This window comes from Streptomyces sp. ISL-43, from assembly GCF_018614195.1.
Classification (GTDB): Bacteria; Actinomycetota; Actinomycetes; order Streptomycetales; family Streptomycetaceae; genus Streptomyces.
On sequence record NZ_JAGGOT010000123.1, the window covers coordinates 1 to 18,944 of the forward strand.

17 protein-coding genes and 4 pseudogenes are annotated in these 18,944 nt (G+C 69.6%); 3 read left to right on the forward strand and 18 right to left on the reverse strand.

The window, feature by feature from the left end; all coding sequences use genetic code 11:
• Nucleotides 1-36 precede the first annotated feature (36 nt).
• Nucleotides 37-300, forward strand: a pseudogene (locus J7F03_RS40350) (VOC family protein); the annotation flags it as partial.
• Nucleotides 301-330: 30 nt separating this feature from the next.
• On the opposite strand, the gene J7F03_RS40355 reads toward J7F03_RS40350, so the two are convergent.
• From J7F03_RS40355 to J7F03_RS42575, 16 genes are all read right to left on the reverse strand, one after another.
• On the reverse strand, nt 331-999 hold the full coding sequence (locus tag J7F03_RS40355; RefSeq protein WP_214958193.1) for a hypothetical protein: 669 nt from the start codon (nt 997-999) through the stop codon (nt 331-333).
• Between the two features lie 13 nt (nt 1,000-1,012).
• Nucleotides 1,013-1,477: a hypothetical protein gene (locus tag J7F03_RS40360; RefSeq protein ID WP_214958194.1), complete on the reverse strand. Its 465-nt coding sequence runs from the start codon at nt 1,475-1,477 to the stop codon at nt 1,013-1,015.
• Nucleotides 1,474-2,661, reverse strand: a complete 1,188-nt coding sequence (locus tag J7F03_RS40365; RefSeq protein WP_214958195.1) for an MCE family protein — start codon at nt 2,659-2,661, stop codon at nt 1,474-1,476. The genes J7F03_RS40360 and J7F03_RS40365 overlap by 4 nt, the downstream gene beginning before the upstream one ends.
• On the reverse strand, nt 2,658-3,977 hold the full coding sequence (locus tag J7F03_RS40370; RefSeq protein WP_214958209.1) for an MCE family protein: 1,320 nt from the start codon (nt 3,975-3,977) through the stop codon (nt 2,658-2,660). The genes J7F03_RS40365 and J7F03_RS40370 overlap by 4 nt, the downstream gene beginning before the upstream one ends.
• Before the next feature lie 5 nt (nt 3,978-3,982).
• The gene (locus J7F03_RS40375; RefSeq protein WP_214958196.1) at nt 3,983-5,191 is read right to left on the reverse strand and encodes an MCE family protein; all 1,209 of its coding nucleotides are present in this window, start codon (nt 5,189-5,191) and stop codon (nt 3,983-3,985) included.
• A gap of 11 nt (nt 5,192-5,202) precedes the next feature.
• The gene (locus tag J7F03_RS40380) at nt 5,203-6,183 is read right to left on the reverse strand and encodes an MCE family protein (RefSeq protein WP_214958197.1); all 981 of its coding nucleotides are present in this window, start codon (nt 6,181-6,183) and stop codon (nt 5,203-5,205) included.
• A complete protein-coding gene (locus J7F03_RS40385; protein ID WP_214958198.1) occupies nt 6,180-7,235 on the reverse strand; it encodes an MCE family protein in 1,056 nt (351 codons plus the stop codon). The genes J7F03_RS40380 and J7F03_RS40385 overlap by 4 nt, the downstream gene beginning before the upstream one ends.
• The gene (locus J7F03_RS40390; RefSeq protein WP_214958199.1) at nt 7,232-8,491 is read right to left on the reverse strand and encodes an MCE family protein; all 1,260 of its coding nucleotides are present in this window, start codon (nt 8,489-8,491) and stop codon (nt 7,232-7,234) included. The genes J7F03_RS40385 and J7F03_RS40390 overlap by 4 nt, the downstream gene beginning before the upstream one ends.
• A gap of 4 nt (nt 8,492-8,495) precedes the next feature.
• The gene (locus tag J7F03_RS40395; RefSeq protein WP_214958200.1) at nt 8,496-9,329 is read right to left on the reverse strand and encodes an ABC transporter permease; all 834 of its coding nucleotides are present in this window, start codon (nt 9,327-9,329) and stop codon (nt 8,496-8,498) included.
• 2 nt (nt 9,330-9,331) lie between these two features.
• On the reverse strand, nt 9,332-10,102 hold the full coding sequence (locus J7F03_RS40400) for an ABC transporter permease (RefSeq protein WP_214958201.1): 771 nt from the start codon (nt 10,100-10,102) through the stop codon (nt 9,332-9,334).
• Nucleotides 10,099-11,151 carry an ABC transporter ATP-binding protein gene (locus J7F03_RS40405; RefSeq protein WP_251073217.1) on the reverse strand — a complete coding sequence of 351 codons (1,053 nt, stop codon included), beginning with the start codon at nt 11,149-11,151 and terminating at the stop codon, nt 10,099-10,101. The genes J7F03_RS40400 and J7F03_RS40405 overlap by 4 nt, the downstream gene beginning before the upstream one ends.
• An 85-nt stretch (nt 11,152-11,236) precedes the next feature.
• Nucleotides 11,237-12,277: an RNA polymerase sigma factor gene (locus tag J7F03_RS40410; RefSeq protein ID WP_214958202.1), complete on the reverse strand. Its 1,041-nt coding sequence runs from the start codon at nt 12,275-12,277 to the stop codon at nt 11,237-11,239.
• 59 nt (nt 12,278-12,336) lie between these two features.
• The gene (locus J7F03_RS40415; RefSeq protein WP_374104461.1) at nt 12,337-13,374 is read right to left on the reverse strand and encodes a lytic transglycosylase domain-containing protein; all 1,038 of its coding nucleotides are present in this window, start codon (nt 13,372-13,374) and stop codon (nt 12,337-12,339) included.
• Nucleotides 13,375-13,807: 433 nt separating this feature from the next.
• Nucleotides 13,808-14,365 (reverse strand): hypothetical protein, encoded by a 558-nt coding sequence (locus J7F03_RS40420; protein ID WP_214958204.1) that lies wholly within the window; start codon nt 14,363-14,365, stop codon nt 13,808-13,810.
• Between the two features lie 3 nt (nt 14,366-14,368).
• Entirely contained in the window at nt 14,369-14,740 is a 372-nt protein-coding gene (locus J7F03_RS40425; RefSeq protein WP_251073218.1) for a hypothetical protein, read from the reverse strand.
• 126 nt (nt 14,741-14,866) lie between these two features.
• The gene (locus J7F03_RS42575) at nt 14,867-15,859 is read right to left on the reverse strand and encodes a helix-turn-helix transcriptional regulator (protein ID WP_214958205.1); all 993 of its coding nucleotides are present in this window, start codon (nt 15,857-15,859) and stop codon (nt 14,867-14,869) included.
• 491 nt (nt 15,860-16,350) lie between these two features.
• Between J7F03_RS42575 and J7F03_RS40435 the strand changes: the two are divergent.
• Nucleotides 16,351-16,542, forward strand: a pseudogene (locus J7F03_RS40435) (CorA family divalent cation transporter); the annotation flags it as partial.
• A gap of 263 nt (nt 16,543-16,805) precedes the next feature.
• Here J7F03_RS40435 and J7F03_RS40440 read toward each other — a convergent pair.
• Both J7F03_RS40440 and J7F03_RS40445 read right to left on the reverse strand, forming a co-directional pair.
• Nucleotides 16,806-17,114 (reverse strand): annotated as a pseudogene (locus J7F03_RS40440) (amino acid transporter); the annotation flags it as partial.
• Nucleotides 17,115-17,685: 571 nt separating this feature from the next.
• Entirely contained in the window at nt 17,686-17,859 is a 174-nt protein-coding gene (locus J7F03_RS40445) for a hypothetical protein (RefSeq protein WP_214958207.1), read from the reverse strand.
• Between the two features lie 443 nt (nt 17,860-18,302).
• Between J7F03_RS40445 and J7F03_RS40450 the strand changes: the two are divergent.
• A pseudogene (locus tag J7F03_RS40450) lies at nt 18,303-18,944 on the forward strand (IS3 family transposase); the annotation flags it as partial.

The following is an 18,944-nucleotide window of genomic DNA, read 5'->3' on the forward strand; positions in this document are numbered from 1 at the left end:
CGCTTCATGAAAGCGCGAGGCTAATACTCCAGCTGTAAACCGGATCCGCGGTGGTCGCTCGGCGAGGGCTGGGCGACACTCCACACCGAAGGTGGGTTCGTGCTGGCCTTCCAGCGCGTGGAAGACCACCAGCCGCCGCGGCGGCCGGACTCCGCTCACCCCCAACACTTCCACCTTGACCTGGGGGTCAAGGACCTGGAACGAGCCCAGGAAGACGTGCTCAAGCGGGGCGCCACACTGATCGACGAGGGTGACAGAAGGCGGAGTTGGCGCATCTTTGCGGATCCGGCAGGACACCCTGAGTATCCACTCCAGGGCCCCGGGCCCCGGTCACAGCGCGTCCACAGCGCTGACCTTCCAGCCTTTTGGAGTGCGGACGAGGGTCATGCGGACGCGGTTGAGGTCGAGACGGGGGGTCGCGATCTGGGTGCTGGTGGTGAGCTGGTTCATGAAGAGCAGGACGACGGCCTTGTCCGGGGAGGCTGAGATCACCGATGCCGCCGGGGTGGCGTCGCCGGTCGCGATGGCGGCTTTCACCACTCCGCTGTAGGTCTTGGCAGTGGGCGCCACCACGGTCTCCGTGGTCTTGCTGTACTGGTCGAGGAAGGGGCCGGTGAGGTGGCCGCGGGCCGCGGCGAAGTCGCGGTCCAGGTGTCGGTAGTCGTACGAGAGGATCACCGGGGCGGCCTTGCGGGCCGCCGTCAGGGCCGCTGCGCGAGCCTCGCTCGTGCGCTCGGCCTCTCGGTGCTTCCAGGCGAGCGCGGCCGTTGCTGCCAGGGCCAGCAGGACCACAATGCCGAGTAGTGCGGTGAGGCGGGGGGGTCGGCTGCGAGCCGGCTTGGCGGGCGTCGTGTCCGCCGGCTCCGGGGCGGCCGGCTCCGGGGCGGCCGGCTCCAGGTCGGCCTCCTGCCGGCGGCTTGCCTGCTCGGCACGTTTGGCTGCCGCGCGCGCGGCTGCCGCCACGGAGCGCTGGCGGGCTCGAACGGTCGGGTTCGCCATGGTGGTTCTCCTGTCAGCCGACGAATTCGACGTTGGACGTCAGCCACTGCCCGTCCTCGAAGACGAGGTCGAGCTGAAGGCGGTAGTTACGGGACGTGCCCTCGGGGGCGGCGACGTTGGTGACCTTGCCGTCGGCGACCACCAGCACACGGGCCGTGCGGTCGTCGGCCCGGGCGATGCCCGCGTCAAGGATCTGTCCCTCCGAGACGGACTTGTTCTCGGCGACGATCTTCGTCAGCTCCGCGGTCTGGGCCGAGAACTGCTTCTTGAACTCCCCGGTCGCGCCGTTCAGGACGGTCTTGCTGTCCCGCTCGTATTGCCGGTAGTCGAGCGAGGTGAAGTTCAGCGCCGACTGGCGGGCGGCGGCCAGGATGTCCTGGTGCCGCCGGTCCTCCTCATCGCGCTCGTACAGCTGGAAGCCCAGCCAGCCGGAGGAGGCCGTCAGCACGACAGCCAGGACGGCGAGTATGCGGGTCATGCCATGGGGCCCACGAGCAGCCATTGCCACGAGTCCTTTCCGAGTACGGTCTGTGCTCCGCCCGTCGAGCCGATCTGTACGCGGCTTCCCGGTGCGTTCTGGGCGCCGCGGACGGACGTGTCGCCGCCGCGCGGGGCCGTGCAGCGTGCGCCGGTGTTGGCCGGGCGGTCGGTGGTGTCGGCGGGGTCGCGGCGCTGTGTCTCGTACCCCTGACGGCAGGGCGGCGGGTCGTCGGTGTTGACGACCATTCCGAAGTGGGTTGTGCCGTCTCCGGGAAGCACGGTGTAGCTGCCCGAGACGACCACGGGGAAGGTGACGAGCATCTGTTCCACACCGGGCAGCCGGGCGAGGGTGATCTGACCTCCGCTGATCAGGTTGCCCAGCAGAACCGGGAGGTGGGGACGGGTGTCTCTCATGAGGGAATCCACCTGCTGGGCGGCGGAGGTGCCGTTGGCCATCAGGGCGCGGATATCACCGTCGCTCTCCCTCAACTGCGCGGTGAGCGCCGCCAGATCCCGGGAGAACGACGTGATCGCCGAACCTTGATCGGCCTGCGTCTTCAGGACCTTCCGGGAGTCCTCGATCAACGCGATGGTCTGGGGAAGGGAATCGGAGGCCGACTCGACCAGGGCGTTGCCCGAGTCCACCAAGCGCGTCAGGTGGGGGCCGGTGCCGGAGAACCCCTTGCCCAGTTCGTCGACCGTGATCCGCAGGTCCTGCTTGTCCACCGAGTTGACCAGCCGGTCCAGGCTCAGAATCAGGTCCGTCGTGGGCATCGGCACCCGGGTGTCGTGGCGGGGGATGGAGCTGCCGTCCCGCAGGTACGGGCCGCTGCCGGAGCGCGGCTGCAGGTCCACGTACTGCTCGCCCACGGCCGAGCGGTTCGCCACGACGGCCAGGCTGTCCGCCGGGATCCTCGGGGAGTCCTCCAGAAGCAGCCCCACCGAGACTCCGCCGGAGCCGGTCAGCCGCAGATCGCCCACGCGGCCCACGGGCACCCCTCGATACGTGACCTCGGCCCCGGAGTAGATGCCTCCCGAGTCGGCGAAGTCGGCCCGCACGGTGTATCCGCGGTCCAGGGCGCGGTCGGCCAGTCCGGTGTACTCGGCGCCGACGTAGGACACCCCGATCACGGTGATGAGCGTGAAGGCGAGCAGCTGGGTCTTGACCGTACGGGTGATCACGGCACCAGTCCCTTCATCAGCAGCTCGGCGAGCGCGAGGTCGACACCCGGCGGAAGGCCGCCGTTGCCGTCTCCTCCGCTGTAAGCGGTGTACGAGGCCTGGTTGGCCACCGGGCAGAGCGGCAGGCAGTCCAGCTCGACGCCACCCGGCCCGCCCGAACCGCCGGGCAGTTCTGGCGTCCCGGGCGGCTTCGGGGCCTGGGGAACTGGCGGAAGGGCGGGGGTCTCGGGGAGGCCCGGGAGCGCGGGGACTTCGGGGGGCCCGGGAGTGGGGACGCCTGGCAGCCCAGGAGGCACGGGCGCGGCGGGCTTCGGAGGCTGACCGGCCAGGTTTCCGTAGACGCTGCGCAGGTCGAGATCGGCGGTGACCTTGAGGTTGACGTAGTCGCCCTTGATCGCGTCCACCACATTGCGCGGGAAGGGATAGGTCGTCAGCAGCTCCAGTGCGCCCGGCAGGTCGGCGCCCGCCTTGTTCAACTGCTGCAGGATCGGCTGGAGCGCGCGCAGATTCGCGATCACGTCGTCGCGCGACGCGTTGATCACCTTCGTGCCCGTCTCACCCAGCGCCGACAGCGACGTGAGCATGGTGGTCAGCTTGGCCCGCTCGTCGGCCAGCACCTTCAGCGCGGGCGGCACGGTGGTGAGGGCCTGGTCGATCGTCTTCTTCTCCTTGGCGAGGGTGGCGGCCAATTTGTCGACGCCCTCCAGCGCGCGGACGATCTCCTTCTTCTGGGCGTCGAGGCCACCGAGGAACGTGTCCAGCTCGGAGAGCAGGGACTTGACCCGGCCCTCACGACCCTCCAAGGCCTTGTTCAGCTCCGTGGTGATGGTGTGGAGCTGTGCGACTCCACCGCCATTGAGCAGGGCCGACAGCGCAGACAGCACCTCTTCGATTTCGGGGTTGCGGCCGCTGCGGGAGAGCGGGATCCGCGCGCCGTCGGTGAGCCTGCCCACCGGCTCGGTATCCGCCGGCGCCGACAGTGCCACGTACTTCTCACCGAGCATGCTGGTCTGGCGCAGCTCGGCGACCGCGTTGCCGGGGAGCTTGACCGAGTCGGAGATCCGCAGCCGCACCCGGGCGTGCCACCCGTCCAGTTCCACCTTCTCGACGGCTCCGACGGTCACGTTGTTGACCTTTACCGTGGACTGCGGGACGAGATCGAGGACGTCCTGGAACTCGACCGTGACCCGGTAGCTGTGCCCGTCCGCGGCCGCGCCGCCGGGCAGGGGGACGTCGTACAGGCCGTTGAACTCGCAGCCGGTCAGCAGCAGCGAACCGGCGGCCGTCCACAAGGCTGCCTTGAGCGGAGCTCTCATGTGCGTCACGTACGGGCCTCCAGGATTCCGCCGAGCGTCTTGTCCATCGAGGCCGTTCCGGCCACGGGAAGTGCCGCTCCGGTGAGCGGGTCGGCCGCGGGCAGCTTGGGCAGGGAGTCGAACAGGGTCTTCAGGTCCCGGCAGTCGGTCTTCTCCCCGGTCGTCTTCAGCAGGGAGCACAGCAGCTCGGCCGGGTCGTGGAGCTGTTCGGGGTTGCTGCGGGTGTCGAGCGTGCCGGAGGAGGGGTTGTAGGCGTTCTGAAGATTGGACAGCCCGGCGGGGGCGACTTCGAGCAGCTCCTGGAGGGCGGCGCGCTGTGTGACGAGCACGTTGGTCACGTTGGCCAGGCCCTTCACATCGGCGGTCAGGTCCTTCTTGTTCTGCTTCACGAACTCGGACACATCGGCGAGCGCGGCCGCAAGATGTTTGATCGCCGCGGCGAGGTCCTGGCGTTCCCCGGCCAGCTGCTCGGCCACCTTGGCCAGGCTGTCGTTGAACGACCGGACGTCGGCGTCGTCGGCCGCCAGCGCGGCGGTGAACACCTGCAGATTCCGTACGGTCCCGAACAGGTCCTGCCGGCCGTCGGACAGTGTGGTGACGGCCTGCGAGAGGTCCTCGACCGTCTGGTGCAGCTGCGCGCCCTGGCCCTGGAGGTTGTCCGCGCCGACGGCGAGCAGCCGGGAGAGCGAGCCGTCCTTGTTGGCGCCCTGGGGGCCGAGCGCGTCCGCCGTCATACGGAGGCTGTCGAAGACCCGATCCAGCTCGACCGGTACGGCCGTGCGCTCCTCGGGGATGACCGCGCCGCTCTTCAGCACCGGGCCGCCGCGGTGGACGGGCAGCAGCTGGACGTAACGGTCGCTGACCACCGAGGAGTTGATGATGGCCGCCTTGGCCTCCTCGGGGACCTTGTACTGGGCGTCGTACTCCAGCTCCACCCGCACCCGGTCACCCTGCGGCGTGATCTTCTTGACCTCGCCGATCGGGATGCCGAGCACGCGGACGTCGGAGCCGGGGTAGATGCCGACGGTACGCGGGAAGTACGCGGTCACCCGGACCCTCGGTGACTGGGAGAGCTGTACGACGGCCAGGGCGGCGGCCACCACCAGCACGGTGGCGAACGCGAGGTAGCGGACGAGACGCCGGTTCGGCGCGAGCTTCGCCAGCGGCTTCGCGAGCTTCGCCGGCGGCTTCGGGAGCTTCACTGCAAGCCGCATCAAGATCCTCATCATGACCCTCCCGTCCGTGGAACCACCGGTGTGGGTGCGACCAGGTTCTGGATGTAGCTGTCGAACCATCGGCCGTTGCCGAGGGTGTTGGTGAAGACCCTCGCGAAGGGCGCCATGAGCTGGATGCTGCGGTCGAGGCTCGCCTGATTGCGTTCCAGCATCCGCACCACGGTGTTCAGGCGGCTGAGCGCCGGCCCGATCTCCGCTCGGTTGTCCCTGACCAGGCCGGAGAGCTGGACGCTGAGATCGACGGAGCTCCCCAGCAGCGCGTGGATGGCCTGGCGCCGCGCGTGGATCTCCTTGAACAGCTTGTCGCCGTCCTTGACCAGCTTGCCGAACTCGTCCTTCCGCTCGGCGAGCACTCCGGTGACCCCGTTGGCGTGGTCGAGGAGTTCGCGTAGCGCCTCATCACGGGAGGCCACGGTCCGGGAGATCTTCGAGAGCCCCTGGATGGAGGCTTTGACCTCCTCGGGGGCGTCCTCGAAGGTGGCGGAGATGGTGTCCAGGGAGGCGGCCAGGCGCTGCTTGTCGATCTGCTCGGTGGTCGTGGTGAGATCGCTGAAGGCCGCCACCACGTCGTACGCCGGGACCGTGCGGCTCAGTGGGATCTCGCTGCCCGGCTTCAGCCGGCCGGAGCCCTTCGGCTCCAGCGCGAGGTACTTGGCGCCCAGGATCGTCTTGATACGGATCGACGCACCGGTACGGGCCCCGAGCTCCGGGTCTCCCTTGATCCGGAAGGTCACCTTGACGTGGTCGCCGGCCAGCTCGACCTCGTCGACCTTGCCGGACTTGACGCCGGCGATCCGCACCTCGTCGCCGGAGCGCAGCCCACCGGCCTCGGAGAATGCCGCGCTGTACGTCTCGCCACCGCCGATGAGCGGAAGGCTCTCGGCGTTGAACGCGGCGGCGATCAGCAGCGCGATCACGGTGAGGCCGGCGGCGCCGACACCCAAGGGGTTGCGTTCACGGAAGGGGATCAACGGCCGCACCTCGCTCGGGCGACATGGAGTTCGGGGGTGATGACCTCGTTGGTCTTCGGCAGCACGATCCGGCCGTCGAAGTCGCAGAGGTAGAAGTTGAACCAGGAGCCGTACGAGGCGGTGCCGGTCAGCTTGTTGAGCTTGTTCGGCAGCCGCTGCAGGACACCCTCCACGGTCTTCTCGTGGCCGTTCAGCGTTTCCGTGAGCTTGGCCAGCTCGGCGATATCGGTCTTCAGCGGCGGCCGGGCGTCGCCCAGGAGGCCGGAGGTGGCCTCTGCGAGGCCGTTGATGCCCGCCAGCGAATCACCGATGGGCTTACGGTCGGCCGACAGCCCCGAGATCAGCCGTTGCAGCTGCGCGATCAGGTCGGAGAAGCGGGTGCTGCGCTTGTCCACGGTGCTCAGCACGGTATTGAGGTTGTCGATGACCGAACCGATCAGCTTGTCGCGTTCGGCGAGTGTCGTGGTGAGCGAGGCGGTGTGCGCGAGCAGGCTGCGGACGGTACCGCCCTCGCCCTGCAGGGTCTTGATGATCTCGGTGGCGAGCTGGTTGACGTCCTTCGGGCTCAGCGCGGCGAACAGCGGCTTGAACCCGTTCAGCAGGGCGTTGAGATCGAGTGCGGGCTCGGTACGGGAGAGCGGGATCCGCCCGCCGGCCCGCAGCCGCTTCCCCTCCCCCGCCCCTTCCGCCAGCGCGATGTACCGCTGCCCGACCAGGCTCCGGTAGCGGATGACGGCACGGGTGCTGGTGAGCAGCGGCCGGTCGCGGGAGACGGTGAAGGTCACCAGGGCCAGCGTGCGGTCCGTGACGGCGATGTTCTCGACCTCGCCGACCCGCACCCCCGCGACCCGGATATCGTCGCCCTTCTCCAGACTGGTGACATCGCTGAACACGGCGGTGTAGGTCTCCTTGGGGGTGAAGGAGAGATTGACGATGGTGGCCGCGAGCACGGCGGTCGCCGCCACGGTCACCACCGCGAAGATGCCGAGTTTGATCAGCTGGGGGGCTGTCGCCATCGCGTTCGTACGACGGATACGACTCGTCGTGCTCATATGACACTCACCGCCGTTCCCCGTGCCATCGGTCCGAAGAGCAGGGTCGTGATCGCCGGCACCTCGTCGGCGGGCACGCCCATGGCCGGGGACACGAGTGAGGCGACGGCGTGCTGTTCGGCCGGGGTTCCGGACACGGTGCGGCCCGTACTACTCGCCGACGTACCGTCGTTGAGCTTGATCGGCGGTGCCGGTACGTGAGGGTGGGGCAGACCTCTGCAGTTGGGTCCTGAGCGGTCGGCATAGCGCGGTTCCTCGCCGGGGCGGTAGGGGGGACGTGGGTGGACGAATTCGAGGGTGATGCGCATCCTTCCGCCCTTGAATGCCTCTTCGGACGCCGCTTCCTGGCGCACCAGCCCGGACAGCAGGCACGGGTACTCCGGCGAGTAGCGGGCGAACAGGGCGAGGGTGGGACGGGAGACGCGGCCCAGGGTGATCAACCGGTCGGAGTTCTCGTCGAGTACGCCTTCCGTGGTGTTCGCGGCGGTGGCGGTGTGGGCGAGGACCGACGCGAGCTGGTCCTTCTGCTCGACCAGCGTCCGGCTGGTGGTGAGGGTGTTGTCCAGGATCCGCAGCAGGTCCGGGGCGGCGTCGCGGTACACCTCGGCCACATCGGCGAACCGGGCGATGTCCTCCTTGAGGGAGGGCATATGCGGGTTGAGCCGACGCAGGTAGTCGTCGAGGCGGGTGAGGTTGTCGCCGATCCGGTCGCCGCGCCCTTCGAGGGCGTTGGCGAAGGCGGACAGGGTGGCGTTCAGCTCGCCGGGCTTCACCGTGCGCAGCAGCGGCAGCAGGTCGTTCATCAGCCGCTGAAGCTCTATGCCGACCGTGGTGCGGTCCTGGGTGATGACGTCACCGGCGCGGATATGCCGTGCCGACGGCTTCTGGGGGGCGACCAAGTCGACGTACTTCTCGCCGAACAGGGTCTTGGGCAGCAGCCGGGCATGGACGTCGGCCGGGATGAGGGGGACATGCTCCGGCCTCAGCGCGAGGGAGAGGGTCGCCTTCTCGCCGTCGGCCTCGACCTCGCGTACCTCGCCGACCAGCAGGCCGCGCAGCTTGACGTCCGCGCGCGGCTCCAGCTGGTTGCCGAGGGTGTCCGCCTCCAGGGTGATCCGGACGACGGAGGTGAACACCTGCTGGTAGACGGCGAGCGCCAGGGACAGCAGCAGCGCGATCACGGCGATGAAGACGATGCCGTACAGCCGCAGTTGGGTGGGCCGCGTGAGTGCCGGGGCCGGTATTCGTATGCGCATCCGCCTACCCCGCTATCCGTACGGTCGTGTTGGCGCCCCAGATCGCGAGGCTGAGGAAGAAGTCGAGGACGTTGATGGCCACGATGGACGTCCGTACGCCGCGGCCGACCGCGACACCGACACCGGCCGGGCCGCCGCTCGCGTAGTAGCCGTAGTAGCAGTGCACCAGGATGATCACGACGGCGAAGACGATCACCTTGCCGAAGGACCACAGCACGTCGACCGGTGGCAGGTACTGCTGGAAGTAGTGGTCGTACGTGCCGGTGGACTGCCCGTAGTAGCCGGTGGTGATGGTGCGGGCGGCGAAGTAGGAGGACAGCAGCCCGATCACGTACAGCGGGATCACCGCCACGAAGCCGGCGATCATCCGGGTGGTGACCAGGAACGGCAGCGACGGGACACCCATCACCTCGAGCGCGTCGGTCTCCTCGCTGATCCGCATCGCGCCGAGCTGGGCGGTGAAGCCCGCGCCGACCGTCGCCGACAGCGCGAGCCCGGCCACCAGCGGGGCGATCTCGCGGGTGTTGAAGTACGCGGACAGGAACGCCACGAAGTTGGACGTGCCCAGCTGGTTGAGCGCCGCGTAGCCCTGGAGTCCGACCTCGGTACCGGTGAAGAAGGAGAGGAAGGCGATGACGCCGACCGTGCCGCCGACGACCGCCAGCGCGCCGCGGCCGAAGCTCACCTCGGCGAGCAGGCGCAGGACTTCCTTCTTGTAGCGGCGCAGGGTGCGGCCGGTCCAGGCGAGGGAGCGGCCGTAGAAGACCAGTTGCGCACCCAGCTCCTCCAGGGAGCGCCCGGCCTGTTTGAGCACCCACAGCGGATTCAGCAGAGTCATCGTCATCCCCTCTGCGGAACGATTTGGAAGTAGACGGCGGTCAGCACGAAGTTCGTCACGAACAGCAACATGAAGGTGATGACCACGGACTGGTTCACGGCGTCACCGACTCCCTTGGGCCCGCCCTTGGCGGTCAGGCCCTTGTACGAGGCGACGATCGCGGCGATGGCGCCGAAGACCAGCGCCTTCAGTTCGGCCGCCCAGAGGTCGGACAGCTGGGCGAGGGTGGTGAAGGAGGCCAGGTAGGCACCGGGAGTGCCGTTCTGCATGACCACGTTGAAGAAATAGCCACCGGCCACCCCGACAACGGAGACCAGGCCGTTGAGCAAGACCGCCACGAGCATGGTGGCCAGCACCCGGGGCACGACCAGCCGGTGGATCGGGTCGATACCGAGCACCTGCATGGCGTCGATCTCCTCCCGGATCTTGCGCGCCCCGAGGTCCGCGCAGATCGCGGTGCCGCCGGCGCCGGCGATGAGCAGCGCCGTGACGATGGGGGACGCCTCCCGAAGTACCGCCAGGACAGAGGCGGCGCCGGAGAACGACTGGGCGCCGAGCTGCCGGGTCAGGCTGCCGATCTGGAGCGCGATGACCGCTCCGAAGGGGATGGAGACCAGGGCCGTGGGCAGGATGGTGACGCTCGCGATGAACCACGCCTGCTGGATGAACTCCCGTACCTGAAAGGGGCGTCGAGGCAGGGTCCGGAGGACGTCCAGGGCCATGGCGAAGAGGCTGCCGGTATGCCGGAGCGCTCCGCTGGGTGAGAAGCTCATCCGTCTGCCCCCTGTGCCGGGCTCGGCTCCGCCGCCTTCCGGTCCGGGTCAGCCCCTGGGCACAGCTCTGCCGCCATGCCCGGGGCCATGCCCGGGGCCGGGGCCGGGGCCGGGTCAGCCTCCCCGGAGGGGTCGCGGCGGCGCAGCTCCGCCTCGCGGTCGGCGATCGCCTGCCAGCGGGGCGGCCGGGTGACCCCGGGGCTGGGCAGCAGGCGCGGGGTCATTTCGGGAATGGCGTCGTCCCCGCCGGCGAGGCCTGCCAGCTCCTGCTCGACCTGGGCGGCGTCCTTCTCCTCCGCCATGCCGATCGGCCCCTGCATACGGCCGTTGAGGAACTGCCCTACGACCGGCTCGTCGCTGGTCAGCAGCTCCTCGCGGGGGCCGAACATCACCAGTTCGCGCCGGAACAGCAGCCCGATGTTGTCCGGGACCTGGCGGGCCGAGGCGATGTCGTGGGTGACGATCAGGAAGGTCGCGTCGATCTGCGCGTTCAGGTCCACGATCAACTGATTGAGATAGGCCACCCTCACCGGGTCGAGCCCCGAGTCCGGCTCGTCGAACAGGATGATTTCCGGGTCGAGCACCAGCGCCCGCGCCAGGCCCGCCCGCTTGCGCATCCCGCCGGATATCTCGCCGGGCAGCTTCTCCTCGGCACCGATCAGACCGACCATGTCCATCTTCTCCAGGACGATCCGTCTGATCTCGCTTTCCGGCTTACGGGTGTGCTCGCGCAGCGGGAAGGCGATGTTGTCGTACAGGTTCATCGACCCGAACAGGGCGCCGTCCTGGAACAGCACGCCGAAGAGCTTGCGCACCTCGTACAGGTCGTGCTCGCGGAGCTTGGTGATGTCCGTACCGGCGATCCGGATCGATCCCCGGTCCGGCTTGAGCAGGCCCACGAGTGTCTTGAGGAACACCGACTTGCCCGTGCCCGAGGGGCCGAGCATGACGGACACCTCCCCGGCGGGCAGCGTCAGCGACACGTCCTGCCAGATGACCTGGTGGCCGAAGGATTTGGTCAACCCTTCCACGCAGATCTCGACACCCATCCGGTTCACCCTTCAGCGGGGAGCAGCTCCGACATCTGCTCTACGGGGAAGGGCGGCGGGTCCGTCGCGGCGAGACCAAGATTTTTTACGGCAAGCGGGTGGAGCGGGCACCGGGGAGGTCCGGCACGGTCGTGCTGTCGGGGAGCGGTGTTGTGGACGGCAGCGGCGGCACGGACACGGCGGGCGCGGGAAGGGCCGGGGCAGTCAGAGCCGGGGTGGGCAGGTCCGGTGCGGCGGGCAGGGTCGCCGCCACCTCCGGCAGCTCCGGCAGCTCGGGCAGCACCGCCGGGAGGGCGCCGGGGAGGGCCGTGGGCGACACCGTTCCGGTCGGGCGTACGGAGCCGGGGACGTCCGGTCGTACGGACGAGGCAGCCGGTATACGGTCACCGGCCGCGCCCGGCTCCTCCCGCACCACCGCCATCTGCGGCGGAGGCGGCACCGGCGCACTCGGCTCGTACGCGAAGGGCAGGGCCAGTCCCACCATGGCCAGCGTCGCGGCCGCCGAGGCCGCGGCCAGGGCGGGGGCATGCGCACCCGCCTGACCCGCCTGACCCGCCTGGTCCCGGCCGCGCCCGATCAGCCACAGGCCGAGCGCCAGCGTCCCGGCCAGCGAGTTGCGCAGCGTACGCCGGGCCCGGGCCAGCAGGGACTCGACCGCCTCGTAGCTCAGCCCCATCTCGCGGGCGATCTGCCCGACGTCCCGCTCCTGCGACTTCAGGCGGAGTGCCTCCGCCTGGCGGGCGGGCAGCTCCCTGCTCCGGAAGGCCAGCCACCTGGCCTCCGCCCGGTCGCACACCGCCTCATCGACGGGGACCGGGCCGGGGGCGGTGAGCTTGGGCGTACCGCTCAGCTGGGCCTCGCGGTGGACCTGCCGGTACCGGTCGACGCACAGGCGCATGGTCACGGTCGTCAGCCATGCGCCCAGCCGCGCCTCGTCGAGGTGTGTGTGCTGCGCGCCGCGCAGCATCGCCTCCTGCACCGCGTCCTCGGCGTCCTCGGCGCTCATGGACCTGCGGCGCGCCACCTTGAGCAGCTGCTCGCGATGGCCCCACATGCGCTGCCACCGCAGGTGGGCCGAGTCGTCACCCGGTTCGGCCGGGTGCGGATGATGCCTGTCCGTCGCCATGACCCGGGAGGTTACCGCCGGGTACATGGTGTTGTGGAGGGGTGATGCGCGAGTGAGTCCTAACCGTTGCCGGGGACCATGCCGGTATCCGGAAGGACGCCGTCACCGGGCACGTCGATCCCGGCGCCGGGAGCGGGACTCGGGGCCGTGACCAGGGGCGGCCTGATCTTCGCGCCGCCGTCCGGCGGGTCGGCGGTCGGTGGCGGGGCGGGCGTCGGCGCGGGCTTCGGCGCGGGCGGGGGCGTAGGCGCCGGGGAGGCGGGCGGGGTCTCGGTACCCGGCTCCGGGCCGGCCGGCTCGGTCCGCCCCGTGCCGGGCGAGTCGACCTCCGTACCGGAACCCGCGCCGCCCTGGTCCGGAACCACGCGGTGGCCGTCCCTGAAGTAGGCGTACCAGGACAGGACGACGCTCAGGTACTCCCGGGAATGGTTGTAGGAGAGGATCGCGCGGTCGAGGTCCTGCGGCCGGGAGAGGTCGCGTCCGGCCGCGCACAGGTAGCGGCCCGCGGCGAGCGCCGCGTCGTGGACGTTATGGGGGTCGGTCCTGCCGTCGCCGTTGCCGTCGGCGCCCCATCCGGCCCAGGTGGACGGGATGAACTGCATCGGGCCGACCGCGTGGTCGTAGGACGGGTCGCCGTCGTACGCGCCGCCGTCGGTGTCCCGGATCAAGGCGAACCCCTGGCCGTTCAGCTGCGGGCCGATGATGGGCGCGTACGTCGTACCGTCCGCGTCCACCCTCCCACCCCGCGCCTGGCCGGACTCCACCTGGCCGATCGCCGCGAGCAGCTGCCAGCGCAGACCGCAGCGCGGGGTGCTCCGCACGAGCGTCGACTCCGCGTTCCGGTACGCGGCGAGGACCGTGGCGGGCAGCGCCGCACGGCCGGCCGCGAAGACGGCACCGGCCGAGGACGGCTGCTGTGCGGACGGGCCGTGCGACGCGAGTGGGGGCAGCTCGCGAAAGTAGTAGGCATCGCCCGAAGTACCCTGATTCGGTGACATGGTGGCCTCCACGGGGGAGGACGCCGACGCCGCGAGGCCGGGCGCCTGTGAGCCGGTCAGCGCCGCCATGGCCGCCGCCGCGACCGCCGTGCCCCGCACGCCTTTGCACATCCGTACCGGCAACCGACCCGCCATACGTCGGACCCCTCCCTCATCGCACTTCCCCAGCTTCTTCACCTGCTCTACGGGGCCAGGGGGCGATTCCGTCGCGCGAGTCGCGGAGATTTCTCCAGGGGCCGTCACGTCACTGGTGACCGTGGACCCGAGGGGCGTCACCTCGTAGCGCTCAAGGCCACCGACGCCCAGGGCGTGGGGCGGCGCGCGTGTCTACCGCCCGCCCACCGGGGTGGACACTGTCCGAGGCCCAGAAAGGTGGCACCGGCGGCAGGCAGGCACCCTTATCCAGTACGCGTAGTCCGTCCGGCCGGCCGGCCCCCCGGCGGGAGGGGCGCGGCCACCGTTCGACGGGCCGCCGCCGGGAGCCCGAACCAGTCATACGGGGACCGGTCGCCGGGGCCGGGCGGATCGGCGGTCAGAAGCGGAGCGGCACTTCCGCCGGCAGTCGCGGGTAGACACGCGCCCACTGTCCGGTGACGCAGTCGACCACCCGCGCCTCATCCTTGGCTGAGCGGGCGAAGTCCGCGAGGTTCCGTTCCCCGGCCGTCAGCTCGGCACCCTGTTGTCGCAGGCAGTTCCCGACCGCCGTACGCAGCGGCTCGTCCATGACCTGTGGCTGCGCTGCGACGAACGTCGGCTCGACGAGCGACAGGTGGGAGAGGTTGCAGCTCTGGACCGCGCTGTTGTACGTGTCCGGGTCGCCGCTGGGGGTGATGGTGTAGATCAGCGTGAGGTTGTCGGCAGGGCTGCGGACGGGGTCGGTGACCGGATAGCCGGCGCCCCTCACGCAGGAGACGAACCGGTCCATCGCCGTGCGGTATTCGGCCTCGGTGACCTTCCCGTCGCCCAGCGCCCACTGCTGCCCCGGAAGCGGGATGTCGTCGGAGCTCTCCCGGCCACCGCCCGGACCGGCCTGCGCACAGCCCGAGACGGTGGCCAGAATCACCGCGACGACGAGCGTCGCCCTACGCATGGGTCAGGAGTAGGTGACGTTGCAGTTGTCGCAGCCCCAGTGCAGGCCATTGCGGCCCTTGTAGGTGGAGTTGTAGCTCGCGTACGCGGAGGTGCTGGTGCCGTACACGCGGGTGGTCCAGTAGCCGTCGCTCCTGATGAGCGCCGCGCTCAGCCGGCCGGCGCAGGTGCCCGACACCTTCTTCGTCTGCGCCCAGTTCTGGGTTCCGTTGAAGCCGCTGCCCACGTAGTTGCTGCCGCAGCTGCGCGAGACGGTGCGGTTGTTGCCCAGTGCCTGGGCGTCGGTCGCGGCGAGCAGGGGCGTGACCGCCACCAGTGCGGTCAGGCCGGCCGCCGCCATACTCTTGCGTACGGAAGAAAGCGAGATCGTTGCCATCGGGTTCGGGTTCCTTTCCAGATCCGGTGATGTCCTGCGACGACGCTACGGAGCCGGAGGAGGGGAACGAACCCTTTGCGTGACAGCGCAAAGGGGCCGCACCGCAAGGCCCGCACCCCATCGGGGTCAGGTGCCGTGCACCAGCCCGGTCCCCAGGGCCGTCCGCGTGTGCGTGACGGAGGTCCCCGTCCGCTCGGTGACCACCAGGCCGGCCCGGCGCAGCGCGGTGGCGTGGCGGCTGGCCGTGGATGCGGAGGTGCACAGACGCGCCGCGAGTTCGGTGGTGCTGTGCGCGGTGTCGAGGAGGCGCAGCGTGGCGGCGCGGGTCGGCCCGACCAGCTCGTCGAGGCCACGCGCCTGGGAGGCCCCTGCGGCGCACGGTTCCGGCTGCGGGATCCACAGCGGGCCACGTGTGACCGGGAAGACGAGGGTCGGCGGCAGTCCGGGGTCGGCGAGGGCGATCGGATGGTTGTGGCAGAAGAAGCTCGGAACGAGGAGCATGCCGCGGCCGCCCAGTTCGAGGCTCTTGGACACCGGATAGTCCACTTCCAGGACCGGGGGCAGCCAGCGCAGCTGCGGCCCGAGCCCGCCCAGCAGGGCTTCACTCCCCTGCTCGGTGATCATCCGTGCATGACGGGTCGCGTGGCGCTGCGCCAGCGCCGCCCCGGCGGGGGCGTACGGGGCCAGGGCGAGGGAGTGGTAGCGGAGCAGGGCGGCGCCGAGATGGCGCAGGGCGTGGGGGCGTCCGGCGGCGATGTCGTCGAACCAGGCCGACGGGTGTGGGCGGGAGTCCGTGAGCCTGGCGATCTCGACCCGCAGGCGGTTCCTACCGGTGGAGAGCACGCCGTCGATCCCCTCTTCGAGGCGGGTGATGTGCCCGGGGGGCGTCAGGAAGTCGGGGAAGTAGGAGCTGATCGGGACGAGTGCCGTCAGGAGGTGGACAGCCCGGCCCATGTTCGCCTGGGCCAGGGTCTTGCGGGCGACACGGTGCCAGGGCGCGAAGAAGGCGTCCGGGCGGGCGAGTTGGTGAAGGCTAAGAGCCGTCTCCCACATGACGTCGGGCTGGGCTGCCAGCCTGAGGCGTCCGAGATCGGCACCCGTGAAATGGATCCGGAGCACAAGTCCCCCTTGTGGTCGCGTACTAGGCACCGTCAATACGGGTCTGCGACCCAGAAGACATCAGCGCCGTAAACATCACCTTGACGTCTCCTTGTCGGCCATGTCCGGATGACCGGGGCCGGCAGGGCGGGGGCGGTGGCCGCCCGGGGGGAGGCAGTGGGGCCCGCGTACTTGGCGCCGTAGGTCTTCACGAACGCCTCGATCGCCTTCGCGGCGTGCGCGGCTTCTTTTCCGCTAGCGGCAGGCAACCGTTGCCACGGATGCGCTGTGAAGCCCGCGGCGTGCCGGCCGGCGCCCCTCTGGCCAGCGGCGATTCGCCTTCGGAGGCAGCCACCGCTGGGGAGAATCTGGGGAGTATGAAGCCCCGTTGGGGAGCGGCTGGGGAGGATCGGCCGTACAAACGGGAAGCGCGGTGAAAGGCTCGCTAAGACGGATCGCCGCAGTTCGGACCGCCTATGCAGCCGACTTCCGCGGGTCAGCGGCGTGGGGGTGACGACTTCAAGAAGATTTCCTCATGGGCTGCCATTTTGTTTGCTCCCACACTCGTCGGAACTATCTACGGCATGAACTTTGAATCCATGCCTGAGTTGGGTTGGAGCTTCGGATACCCCCTTGCGATCTGCCTCATGGGGATGGTTTGCGTCAGTTTGTACGTGATTTTCAAGCGGCGCGACTGGCTCTAAGCCCCTCGCATCACACTCAGTCATCATTCGCACCTTCACTTGCGCATCACTCACAGACCGCCCCAGAAGCGGCCATGGGGAGTCCCTAGGGGGAATAGATGCGGGTGATCTCCTCACCTTGCCCCAGACAGGCGCCTGACCAGGTCTTTTGTTGCGTTGACACGTCCTGGGGGGAATCTGGGGAGAATCAACTGGCAGCTGGTGCCTCGCGTCCGCCGCGACGGGCCCGTCCGAGTTCGCATGGCTGCGGCCTGGGAACTGCTGGCGATCGAGCCCTCGCCGTGCGGGCTCTCCTCCGCGACCCGCCGGTAGACCGGCAGCGCGCCGAAGAGCGTCAGCAGGACGAGCACGATGGTCGCAAGCGGCGACAGCAGGCCGGCTGTCAGCGCCGCGATACCGGGCTGGTAGCCGAGGGTGGAGAAGTAGTCGAGACCCGTCAGGCACATGACGCGCCGCCACGGACGGCCGTGCGGCTGGGCCGCCGCCTCCTTTGCGGCGGGCGAACTGTTCTCGGCGGTCAAGCCTTCCAGCATCCACGCCCGCAGGCGCGACGTGCGGGCAGGGGCGGCCATCGTGGTGGGATCCTGTCGTACGGCAAAGAATCAGCCATCGACGTCGACGGCTGAGCAAGACGCTGGGTCAAGACCGGGACACGGGCCCTGATCGGCGCGGTGTTCGGTCCGACCGCCGAGGGCGAAACCCGATACGCATCGCGTCTGTTGCACCTGCTGACGCCGGACATGCGGGACAAAGGCTTCGACGGGAACGACTTCCTCTCCCAAGCCGTCGCGACCCGGGCTCAGATGCCGGGTCGACTCCGCAGCAACCGGCGCACGCCGGTACTGGCCCTTCTCGCGGACGGCTCGTGCCTGTCGGTGATCGGCACCGTGGGCGTGCGGATCGTCGACGCGCAGATCACGGTGACCTGCGCGGACGGCACAGTCTTCACCGGCTCCTACCGGCTGGTGACAACCCTGACCGACGCCCGACGCTACCCCGCCACCGCACTTGCGGGCCTCTACCACCAGCGGTGGGAACACGAATCGGCGTACTACGCGCTTCGCCACACCATCCCGAACGGGCGCCTTCTGCGCTCAGGCGACCCGGCCGGCGTCGAGCAGGGATGTGGGCCCTGCTCACGCTCTACCAAGTGCTGCGGACCGTCAAGGTCGACGCGGCCGAGTCCCGGGCCGGGACCGATCCGGACCGCTGCTGCTGCTGCTGCTGCTGCTTCACTATCGCCGTCCAGACCGCCCGTGACCAGGTCGTCCAGGCCGCCGATGTCATCCCCGCACATGTCGGGACGGTCGGGCTCATCGGCCGCCGGATTCTGGGCGCCGTGCTCCCGCCGAGGCGGCAACGGGTCAGCACCCGCAAGGTCAAATCGCCGATGTCCCGGTACAGCGAGCGACGCGACGACGGCAGACCCGGCACGAGCCGCACCGTCACCCACCTCGACGTCTCCATCCTCGAACCCACCGATCAGCAGCCCACGCTGCCCACCGCCTCCCCGGGACGACCGGCACACCGCCCCCGACAAGCGCCGCCGACATCGAATTCTGACCCTGCTCCAGGAAGGCCTCACCCGCCTGTGGCAACCCCGCGACATCGCAGCTCACTTCGGCGACGTCACCCTGGAGACCATGTACAGACAACTGAACCGCTGGGCCGCCGGCGGCCTCATCCACAAGCTCGGCCCCGGCCTCTACGCCGCCACGACATGGTCACCAGCTCCCCCGTGCGTGACCTGCGAAAACGCTCGCGACGGAGACGCGCTGGTGAACCGCTGCCAGTTCGTTGATGACCACCAGCGCCGTCACGGCGTGAAGCGGCTCTGCGACATTCTCGGTCTCTCCCGCTCGAGTTTCTACTACTGGCGCCGCACCTCGACCGCAAGAGAGACCCGGCAGACCCTCGAGGCCGGGCTCGCGGCCCGGATACGCAAGGCTCACCAGGACTCCGACGGCACCTACGGCGCCCCCAGGATCACCGCCGAGCTCCGTGACGAGGGCGGCCCGGCGGTCAACCACAAGCGGGTCGCGAGGATCATGCGGAGCATCGGGCTCGAGGGAGTTCGCCTGCGGCGCCGGTACCGGACCACCGTCGCGGACCAGGCGGCGCCCAAGGCGCCAGATCTGATCGGCCGTGACTTCACCGCGGTCGCGTTGAACACGAAATACGTCGGCGACATCACATACCTGCCGGTCAGCGGTTCGAAGCCGCTCTACCTTGCGACCGTCATCGACCTCGCCTCACGCCGTCTGGCCCGGTGGGCGATCACCGACCACATGCGGACAGGACTCGTCACCGCTGCCCTGTAGGCCGCCGAACGAACCCGCGGCAGCATCGATGGAGCGATCATGCATACCGATCACAGCTCGCAAGGCGGATTCAACCGGTCG

What these genes read in the sequence shown, in the direction of transcription:
- J7F03_RS40355 (WP_214958193.1), bottom strand. Translation starts at nt 999, where the DNA reads ATGGCGAACCCGACCGTTCGAGCCCGCCAGCGCTCCGTGGCGGCAGCC.
- J7F03_RS40360 (WP_214958194.1), bottom strand. Translation starts at nt 1,477, where the DNA reads ATGACCCGCATACTCGCCGTCCTGGCTGTCGTGCTGACGGCCTCCTCC.
- J7F03_RS40370 (WP_214958209.1), bottom strand. Translation starts at nt 3,977, where the DNA reads ATGAGAGCTCCGCTCAAGGCAGCCTTGTGGACGGCCGCCGGTTCGCTG.
- J7F03_RS40375 (WP_214958196.1), bottom strand. Translation starts at nt 5,191, where the DNA reads ATGCGGCTTGCAGTGAAGCTCCCGAAGCCGCCGGCGAAGCTCGCGAAG.
- J7F03_RS40385 (WP_214958198.1), bottom strand. Translation starts at nt 7,235, where the DNA reads ATGAGCACGACGAGTCGTATCCGTCGTACGAACGCGATGGCGACAGCC.
- J7F03_RS40390 (WP_214958199.1), bottom strand. Translation starts at nt 8,491, where the DNA reads ATGCGCATACGAATACCGGCCCCGGCACTCACGCGGCCCACCCAACTG.
- J7F03_RS40395 (WP_214958200.1), bottom strand. Translation starts at nt 9,329, where the DNA reads ATGACTCTGCTGAATCCGCTGTGGGTGCTCAAACAGGCCGGGCGCTCC.
- J7F03_RS40400 (WP_214958201.1), bottom strand. Translation starts at nt 10,102, where the DNA reads ATGAGCTTCTCACCCAGCGGAGCGCTCCGGCATACCGGCAGCCTCTTC.
- J7F03_RS40405 (WP_251073217.1), bottom strand. Translation starts at nt 11,151, where the DNA reads ATGGGTGTCGAGATCTGCGTGGAAGGGTTGACCAAATCCTTCGGCCAC.
- J7F03_RS40410 (WP_214958202.1), bottom strand. Translation starts at nt 12,277, where the DNA reads ATGGCGACGGACAGGCATCATCCGCACCCGGCCGAACCGGGTGACGAC.
- J7F03_RS40420 (WP_214958204.1), bottom strand. Translation starts at nt 14,365, where the DNA reads ATGCGTAGGGCGACGCTCGTCGTCGCGGTGATTCTGGCCACCGTCTCG.
- J7F03_RS40425 (WP_251073218.1), bottom strand. Translation starts at nt 14,740, where the DNA reads ATGGCAACGATCTCGCTTTCTTCCGTACGCAAGAGTATGGCGGCGGCC.
- J7F03_RS40445 (WP_214958207.1), bottom strand. Translation starts at nt 17,859, where the DNA reads ATGAGCCCGACCGTCCCGACATGTGCGGGGATGACATCGGCGGCCTGG.